General features: G+C 71.2%; 8 protein-coding genes. 6 read left to right on the top strand and 2 right to left on the bottom strand.

Annotated elements, in window-relative coordinates; all coding sequences use genetic code 11:
• The 3 genes from FNH09_RS43060 to FNH09_RS43050 all read left to right on the top strand — a co-directional run.
• The coding region (locus tag FNH09_RS43060; protein ID WP_152895317.1) for an ABC transporter ATP-binding protein at nucleotides 1-933 on the top strand (933 nt) is incomplete at its 5' end.
• The gene (locus FNH09_RS43055; RefSeq protein ID WP_152895316.1) at nucleotides 930-1,802 is read left to right on the top strand and encodes an ABC transporter permease; all 873 of its coding nucleotides are present in this window, start codon (nucleotides 930-932) and stop codon (nucleotides 1,800-1,802) included. The genes FNH09_RS43060 and FNH09_RS43055, both read left to right, overlap by 4 nt.
• Before the next feature lie 351 nt (nucleotides 1,803-2,153).
• The gene (locus FNH09_RS43050) at nucleotides 2,154-3,716 is read left to right on the top strand and encodes a vWA domain-containing protein (protein ID WP_152895315.1); all 1,563 of its coding nucleotides are present in this window, start codon (nucleotides 2,154-2,156) and stop codon (nucleotides 3,714-3,716) included.
• 110 nt (nucleotides 3,717-3,826) lie between these two features.
• Here FNH09_RS43050 and FNH09_RS43045 read toward each other — a convergent pair whose 3' ends face one another.
• Nucleotides 3,827-4,231 carry a rodlin gene (locus FNH09_RS43045; RefSeq protein ID WP_152895314.1) on the bottom strand — a complete coding sequence of 135 codons (405 nt, stop codon included), beginning with the start codon at nucleotides 4,229-4,231 and terminating at the stop codon, nucleotides 3,827-3,829.
• A gap of 314 nt (nucleotides 4,232-4,545) precedes the next feature.
• Complete coding sequence (locus tag FNH09_RS43040; protein ID WP_162469959.1) at nucleotides 4,546-4,953, bottom strand: rodlin; 408 nt, start codon at nucleotides 4,951-4,953, stop codon at nucleotides 4,546-4,548.
• A gap of 213 nt (nucleotides 4,954-5,166) precedes the next feature.
• On the opposite strand from FNH09_RS43040, the gene FNH09_RS43035 reads away from it, so the two are divergent.
• The 3 genes from FNH09_RS43035 to FNH09_RS43025 form a co-directional block, all read left to right on the top strand.
• Nucleotides 5,167-5,577: a rodlin gene (locus tag FNH09_RS43035; protein WP_152895313.1), complete on the top strand. Its 411-nt coding sequence runs from the start codon at nucleotides 5,167-5,169 to the stop codon at nucleotides 5,575-5,577.
• A gap of 348 nt (nucleotides 5,578-5,925) precedes the next feature.
• On the top strand, nucleotides 5,926-6,153 hold the full coding sequence (locus tag FNH09_RS43030) for a chaplin (protein ID WP_162469958.1): 228 nt from the start codon (nucleotides 5,926-5,928) through the stop codon (nucleotides 6,151-6,153).
• Nucleotides 6,154-6,263: 110 nt separating this feature from the next.
• Nucleotides 6,264-7,075 (top strand): hypothetical protein (locus tag FNH09_RS43025; RefSeq protein WP_152895311.1); only part of this gene is annotated, 812 nt, incomplete at its 3' end.

Here is a 7,075-nt window from a genome sequence, read left to right as displayed (position 1 = left end):
GATCCCGCCCTGGCCGAGGTCCCCCTCCAGATCACCGGTCTGACCAAGCGGTACGCGAAGTCGAGCGACCGGTACGCGGTCGCGGACCTGTCCTTCCGTGTGGAACAGGGACAGGTGCTGGGCCTGCTGGGCCCGAACGGCGCGGGCAAGACCACCACCCTGCGCATGCTGATGGGCCTGATCACCCCGGACGGCGGCGAGATCCGCGTCTTCGGCCACGCGATCCGGCCCGGCGCCCCGGTGCTGTCCCGGGTCGGCGCCTTCGTCGAGGGCGCGGGCTTCCTGCCGCACCTCTCGGGCCGGGAGAACCTGGAGCTGTACTGGGCGGCCACCGGCCGCCCGCCCGAGGACGCCCACCTGGACGAGGCCCTGGAGATCGCCGGCCTGGGCGACGCGCTCGCCCGCGCGGTACGCACCTACTCCCAGGGCATGCGCCAGCGCCTCGCCATCGCCCAGGCCATGCTCGGCCTGCCCGACCTGCTCATCCTCGACGAACCCACCAACGGTCTCGACCCGCCCCAGATCCGCGAGATGCGCGAGGTGATGATCCGGTACGCGGCCGCCGGCCGCACGGTCATCGTCTCCAGCCACCTCCTCGCGGAGGTCGAGCAGTCCTGCACGCACCTCGTCGTCATGGACCGCGGCCGGCTCGTCCAGGCGGGCCGGGTCGGCGACATCGTCGGCTCCGGCGACACCCTGCTGGTCGGCACCGCAACGCCCGTCGACGAGCCCGTGGCCGAGAAGGTGGCCGCGCTGCCGGGCGTCGCCTCGGCCGTGCGCACCGACGACGGACTGCTGGTCCGGCTCGACGAGGACGGCAGCGCACGCCGCCTGGTCGCCGAACTCGTCCGGCTCGACGTACCGGTGGAGTCGGTGGGCCCGCACCGCCGGCTCGAAGACGCCTTCCTCACCCTGATCGGAGGTTCCGCATGAGCACGCTCACCGAGCGCACGCAGCCCGCGGAGGTCGCCCCCGGCTACCGGGCGAGCCGCACCCTGCCGCTGCGGGTCGAACTCGCCCGCCAGCTCAAGCGGCGCCGCACCCTGGTCATGGGCGGGATCCTCGCCGCCCTCCCCTTCGTCCTGGCCGTCGCCTTCGCCATCGGCGGACAGCCCGGCAGCCGCAACGGCCAGGTCACTCTGATGGACACGGCCACCGCGTCCGGCGCCAACTTCGCCGCGGTGAACCTGTTCGTCTCCGCGGGCTTCCTGCTGGTGATCCCGGTGGCCCTGTTCTGCGGGGACACGGTGGCCTCGGAGGCGAGCTGGTCCTCGCTGCGCTATCTGCTCGCTGCCCCGGTGCCCCGCGCCCGCCTGCTGTGGTCCAAGCTCGTGGTCGGGCTCGGCCTCAGCCTGGCCGCCATGGTGCTGCTGCCGCTGGTCGCCCTCGCCGTCGGCACGGCCCGCTACGGCTGGGGACCGCTGGAGATCCCCACCGGCGGCGAGCTCGGCGCCGGCACCGCCGCACAACGCCTGCTGGTCGTCATCGCATACATCTTCGTGTCCCAACTGGTCACCGCCGGACTCGCGTTCTGGCTGTCGACGAAGACGGACGCACCGCTCGGCGCGGTCGGCGGCGCGGTCGGCCTCACCATCGTCGGCAACGTCCTGGACGCGGTGACCGCCCTCGGCGACTGGCGCGACTTCCTGCCCGCGCACTGGCAGTTCGCCTGGGCGGACGCCATCCAGCCCCGCCCGGAGTGGTCCGGCATGATCCAGGGGACGGCGCTGTCGATAACGTACGCCCTGGTGCTGTTCGCCCTGGCCTTCCGGGGTTTCGCCCGCAAGGACGTGGTCTCCTAGGGCCTTTCGTTTGGATCAGGCCGGCCATGACCGACCTGACTGCCCGGCGGACCCGAGCGGGGTGTGGTGCGTGCAGCTGCAAGGCGGAGGAGGGAGTCGACGCGGAGCGTCGGCGAGTGACGACAACGCCGCAGATGTGCGTGCCACACCCCGCGCCGCCGGGCTGATCCAAACGAAAGGCCCTAGGTCACCGGAAGATCACCCGCCGGTCTCGACGGGCCGCCGCCGTGCCCTGTTCGAGATCCATCCGCAACGCTCCGTGCCGCACGTTCCGGCGCCCCACGCCGTCACAGTCACAGAAAGCCGCCGTCCACCGAGGACGGCGGCCACGGACCACAGGGGGCACGGGAGATGGGGACTTGTCGAACACGGCGGCCGCGCGAGGCACTGCTCGTCCTGGTCGCCACCGGCCTGCTGCTCACCGGCTGCGGCGCCGGCAACGACCGGAGCATGGGCAGCTCGGACCGTTCGAGCCACGCGAACGGCTCCAACGGCTCCAACGGCGGGTTCCCGGCCCCCGCCCCGTCCTCGGGCGGCGGCGAACAAGGGCAGAACGACGCCGACTCCGCCGGCTCCCGTGACCTCGCCCCCTCGCCCGACTACCTCTCCACCTTCGCGCTCGACGTGGACACCGCGTCCTACGGCTACGCGCGCCGCTCCCTGGCCGAGGGCCGCCGTCCCGACCCGTCGACGGTGCGCCCGGAGGAATTCGTCAACAGCTTCCGTCAGGACTACGAGCGGCCCGAGGGCAACGGCTTCTCGGTCACCGTCGACGGCGCCCGCACCGGCGGGGACGGCTGGTCCCTCGTCCGCGTCGGCCTCGCCACCCGTGCCGCCGACCCGGCCGGCGAACGGCCGCCGGCCGCGCTCACCTTCGTCATCGACGTCTCCGGTTCCATGGAGGAGCCGGGCCGGCTGGACCTCGCCCAGGAGTCCCTCGGCGTGATGACGGAGCAACTGCGCGACGACGACTCCGTCGCGCTCGTCACCTTCAGCGACAGGGCCCGGACCGTCCTGCCGATGACCCGGCTCGGCGGCCACCGCGAGCGCGTCCACCGGGCGGTCGACGGCCTGGCGGCACAGGAGTCCACCAACCTCGACGCGGGCCTGCGCACCGGTTACGCCACCGCCGTCGAGGGCCTGCGCAAGGGAGCCACCAACCGGGTGGTGCTGATCTCCGACGCGCTCGCCAACAACGGCGACACCGACCCCGACTCCATCCTGGAACGCATCTCCACCGCCCGCCGCGAGCACGGCATCACGCTCTTCGGCGTCGGCGTCGGCAGCGAGTACGGCGACGCCCTGATGGAGAGCCTCGCCGACAAGGGCGACGGCCACACCGCGTACGTCTCGAACGAGGACGACGCCCGCAAGGTGTTCTGCGACCAGCTCCCGCAGAACATCGACCTCACCGCCCGCGACGCCAAGGCCCAGGTCGCCTTCGACCCCGGGACGGTCGCCGCGTTCCGTCTCGTCGGCTACGACGACCGGCGCGTCGCCGACGACGACTTCCGCGACGACCGGGTGGACGGGGGCGAGGTCGGACCCGGCCACACGGTGACCGCGCTGTACGCCGTCCGGCTGAAGGACGGCGCGGGCGGCCACCTCGCCACCGCGACGGTCCGCTGGCTCGACCCCGCCACCCGCGCCCCGCACGAGGAGTCCGGCGGGCTGGAGACGGGCTCCCTCGCCCGCTCCGTGTGGAGCGCGAGCCCCCGCTTCCAGGTGACCGCGACCGCCGCCTACTTCGCCGACGCGCTCCGCAAGGGCGACGACCGCTGGAGCTCGCTGCCCGGCGCCCCGTCCCTCGGCGAGCTGCGCAGGCGCTCCGCCCGGCTGGCGACGACCACCGAGGACGCCGACGTGGCACAGCTCGGCGAGAGCATCGCGGCGGCGGCCCGGCTCGACGGATAGCACGGGGTACTACCCGTGGCGCGGCCCGCGGGGCGGCCGGCGCGGAGGGCGAACGACGGAGCGGCGGGCCACCGGAGGAACCGGTGACCCGCCGCGCGGAGCCGTACGACTCAGTGGTTGCCCACGCCGTTGCCCGACAGGACCGGGATGTCGTCCAGGATGTGCGACAGCGGCTCGTCGCCCTTGGCCTGGGTGGAGTTCTCGACGCACTGCTGGTTCTGCGGCGAGGACAGGACGTTGATGTCCTGGAGCGCGACCGGGATCCCACCGATGAGCGAGCCCACGTTGGCCTTGAGCGGCAGACCGACACAGGGCTTGTTGAGCGAGCCCTGGACGAGCGCGAGCTGCGGGCTCATGTTGCCGAAGGTCGCCGAGTTGCCGAACGCCTGCGAGGCGCCGTTGCCGCTCGCCGAGTGGGTGCCGTCGTTGCCGGTGGCCATGGCCGGCGTGGCGGCGGCGGCCGCCACACCGGCGACGGAAGCGGCGACAGCCGCGGTTGCCCACAGCTTCTTCATGATCGTTCCCTTCGAAAGGCGGACTCCAGGGGGAGCTGCGTGATCGTCAACGGGCAGACCGGGCCGCGGGTTGCGATGTGTTACCCGATCGGTCCAGCGCAGTCCGATCAGTTGACGAGCGCCCCCGCCCGCGCTCCGGCGCGCCGACCGGACGGCCGAGGCACGAGCGGACCTGCGGGAGCGCGGACCTGCGGACATGAGGGAGTGCGGACATGCGAGAGAGCGGACCGCCGGGAGTTCGGCGGCCCGCTCTTCGACGCGGAGGAGATCAGTCCCCGGGCTCAGGACAGGAGCCCGGGATCATGCTGCGTGGCTCAGTGGTTGCCCGTGCCGTTGCCCGAGAGGACCGGGATGTCGTCCAGGATGTGCGACAGCGGCTCGTCGCCCTTGGCCTGGGTGGAGTTCTCGACGCACTGCTGGTTCTGCGGGGAGGACAGGACGTTGAGGTCCTGCACCGAGATCGGGACGACGCCGAGCAGCGAGCCCGCGTTGACCTTGGCCGGCAGACCGATGCAGGGCTTGTTCAGCGAACCCTGGATGAGGGCGAGCTGCGGGCTCATGTTGCCGTACGTCGCCGAGTTGCCGAACGCCTGGTAGGCGCCGTTGCCGCTGGCGGACGAGGTGCCGTCGTTGCCGGTGGCCAGTGCCTGCGGCGCGGCGGCGGCGGAGACGCCGACCACGGAAGCGGCGACCGCGGCAGCGGCCAGAACCTTCTTGATCACTTGCTAATCCCTTCTGAGGAAACGCCCGTCCACCGGAGCGCTGCCCGGCACAACTGGAACCCTCCTGCTTGGTTCCTGGAATTCACTCCAATGGCCTATCACCGGCCGGACTTTTCGCTCATTGGGTGAACGGCCGCAACCAATCGCGGTGAATCAGGTTGTTGCGGCGGCAGGAACACACGTCTTGGCCCGAAAGCCAGGAAAGGAAGCAAAATGCTGAAGAAGGCAATGGCTGCGGCGGCGATCGCCGCCTCCGTCGTCGGCGCGTCCGCGGCGGTCGCCCCGCAGGCGCTTGCCACCGGCAACGACGGCACCCACTCGGCCAGCGGCAACCTGGCGGTCTCGCAGTTCGGCAACTCCGTGACCAAGGGCAGCATGAGCCCGCAGGCCACGCTGGTCCAGGGTTCGCTCAACAAGCTCTGCGTCGGTCTGCCGGCCAAGGCCAACGTCGGTCCGGTGCTGGGTGTGCTGCTGCCGATCGCGGCCCAGGACCTCAACGTCCTGTCCTCGCCGCAGAACCAGCAGTGCGCGGAGAACTCCACCCAGGCCAAGGGCGACGAGCCGCTGTCGCACATCGTCGACGACATCCCGGTCCTCGCGCACAACGGCGTGGGCAACCACTGACGTCCGTCCCGGACGGCGCCTGAATCGCCGTCCGGTCCGGGTCCCCCCACCAAGGTCGCTCGGGCCGTCCCGCTTCGCCTGCGGGCAGCCCGAGCGCTTTCGGTATTCCGGGCGCGTTTCCTGCTGAAACCATTCTCCGCCGCTCGGGGGATGCGTTTGCGCTCGGGTGGATGCTGTGCATCGATTATCGGGATGCGTTCGAGTGAATTCCCTGCCGGCCCACGTTCCGTAGTTTCTCCGGCTGTCTATGTCTCGTTTGCAGCCTGCGGGTCATGGTGCGAGCCGCTCCGACTGCGCTCGCTCGGTTTCGACCGTCACAGGAACATGACCGCTGAGAAGGGAAACTCCATGAAGAAGACTGCCGCTGTCGTCGCCGGCCTGCTCCTGGCCCTGGGAGGGGCCGCTCCGGCCTTCGCCGACGCGGACGCCGGGGGCATGGCCGTCGGCTCCCCCGGCGTCCTGTCCGGCAACGTGATCGAGATCCCGGTCAACATCCCGGTCAACCTCTGCGGCGACAGCGTCGACCTGATCGGCCTGCTGAACCCGGCCGGCGGCAGCGTCTGCGACAACGACTGACGGCGTAGGCACCTCAGCAACACGGCTGTCTCAAGGCCGGCCCTGGACCAAGGCTCTTTGCTCCGGGGCCGGCCTTTTCCCACTCCGTTTCGAGCAGGAAGACCACGAGATTGCGCCAGTCCCTGAGCAGGGGAGTGGTCGCGGCCGCGGCCGCGACCAGCATTCTGTCCCTTTACGGTAGTCCCGCCCTGGCCGACGCGCACCCGGGCGGGTCCGCCTCCGGCTGCCGCGACACGGTCGCGACAGCCGAGCTCGACCCGTCGTTCGGCGACGTATGCGCCCACGAGTCGGGCGAACACCGGTCGGAGCCGCGGGACGCGTCCCACGACGACTCCGGATACGGGTCCGAGAAGGACTCCGGGTACGGGTCCGAGAAGGACTCCGGGTACGGGTCCGAGAAGGAGTCTGGGTACGGGTCCGAGAAGGAGTCCGGGTACGGGTCCGAGGAGCACGCCGGGTACGGGTCCGAGAAGGACTCCGGGTACGGGTCCGAGAAGGAGTCTGGGTACGGGTCCGAGAAGGAGTCCGGGTACGGGTCCGAGAAGGAGTCCGGGTACGGGTCCCACAAGGAGTCTGGATACGGGTCGGAGAAGGACTCCGGGTACGGGTCCCGCGAGGACACCGAGAAGGGGTCCCACAAGGGCGCCGGCTACGGAGGCGACGACGACCACTCGGGCTACGGCGAGCACAAGACGCCTCCGCCGTACGGAGAAGACGAGACCACGCCTCCGCCGTACGGAGAAGACGAGACCACGCCTCCGCCGTACGGAGAAGACGAGACCACGCCTCCGCCGTACGGAGGGGACGAGACCACCCCGCCGCACGACGACCACACCACGCCTCCGCCCTACGGCGGCGAGGAGACCACACCGCCGCCGCACGACCACGAGACGACCCCTCCGCCCTACGGAGGCAACGAGAC

Origin of the sequence: Streptomyces adustus (assembly GCF_009377175.1) — a bacterium.
GTDB lineage: Bacteria > Actinomycetota > Actinomycetes > Streptomycetales > Streptomycetaceae > Streptomyces > Streptomyces adustus.
The sequence above is the reverse complement of the archived record's forward strand: the minus strand, read 5'-3'. Positions and strand labels throughout refer to the sequence as shown.